Origin of the sequence: Mesorhizobium sp. M7A.F.Ca.AU.002.02.1.1, assembly GCF_003998535.1 — a bacterium.
Classification (GTDB): Bacteria; Pseudomonadota; Alphaproteobacteria; order Rhizobiales; family Rhizobiaceae; genus Mesorhizobium; species Mesorhizobium ciceri.
The window spans coordinates 1-977 of record NZ_RZPB01001288.1; the positions used below are offsets into that span (position 1 = coordinate 1).

The following is a 977-nucleotide window of genomic DNA, read 5'->3' on the forward strand; positions in this document are numbered from 1 at the left end:
GGTGACTTTTCCCACGGTGGCGCAGCTGTCGCAGGCCGGATTGGACGATCAGGCGCTTCGCAATGCCGAGATGACGAAGCTCGACACCCTTGCGGAGAAGGCCGGCGCCGACCAGGCGCTTTACGGCAGTCTCGTCTGGAGCGACAAGGAACTGGGCTGGATCGCCGACTGGCGGCTGGCCATGGCCGGCAAGACCTACATCTGGCAGGTGCGCGGTGTCGGCTTCGACGAGGCTTTCCGTGTCGCCATCAGGGGCGCGGCACAGATTCTGTCAGGCAATGGGCAACCCGAATAGGCCTCGACCCGGTCGCTGGCACAATCGTGCCGCATTGGTCAGCGGCGGGAGCTCGTGGTAAAAGCCTGCCCGAACGAGAGTACTGGCGATGAACAAATTCACCCCCGCAAAGCCCGCCGGCGCGCGCGGCGTCGACGAAATCACCGGCAGCCGCCGTCTGCGCCGCATGCGCAAGGCCGACTGGTCGCGCCGTCTGGTGCAAGAGAACCGGCTCACGGTCGACGATTTGATCTGGCCGATCTTCGTCGTCGAGGGCAAGGGTGTTTGCGAGCCGATCGCCGCCATGCCCGGCGTCTTCCGCCTGTCGATCGATCTCGCCGTCAAGGAGGCAGAGCGCGCGGCAAAACTCGGCATTCCCGCCCTCGCCACCTTCCCCAATGTGGACATCTCGCTGCGCGACCAGACCGGCTCGCACATCCTCGATCCCGACAATGTCATCAACCGCGCCACCCGCGCGATCAAGGATGCGGTACCGCAGATCGGCATCATCACCGACGCAGCGCTCGACCCATTCACCAGCCACGGCCATGACGGCATCCTGCGCGACGGCATCATCGTCAACGACGAGACAGTGGAACAGGTGACCGCCGCCGCAGTCATCCAGGCGGCCGCCGGCGCCGACATCATCGCACCGTCCGCCATGATGGACGGCCGCATCGGCGCCATCCGCGACGCGCTCGAT

The 977-nt window shown here is 65.8% G+C and carries 2 pseudogenes; both read left to right on the forward strand.

Annotated features, from left to right (window positions below):
* Positions 1 to 295, forward strand: a pseudogene (locus EN879_RS37190) (DUF2066 domain-containing protein); the annotation flags it as partial.
* Between the two features lie 88 nt (positions 296 to 383).
* Positions 384 to 977, forward strand: a pseudogene (locus EN879_RS37195) (porphobilinogen synthase); the annotation flags it as partial.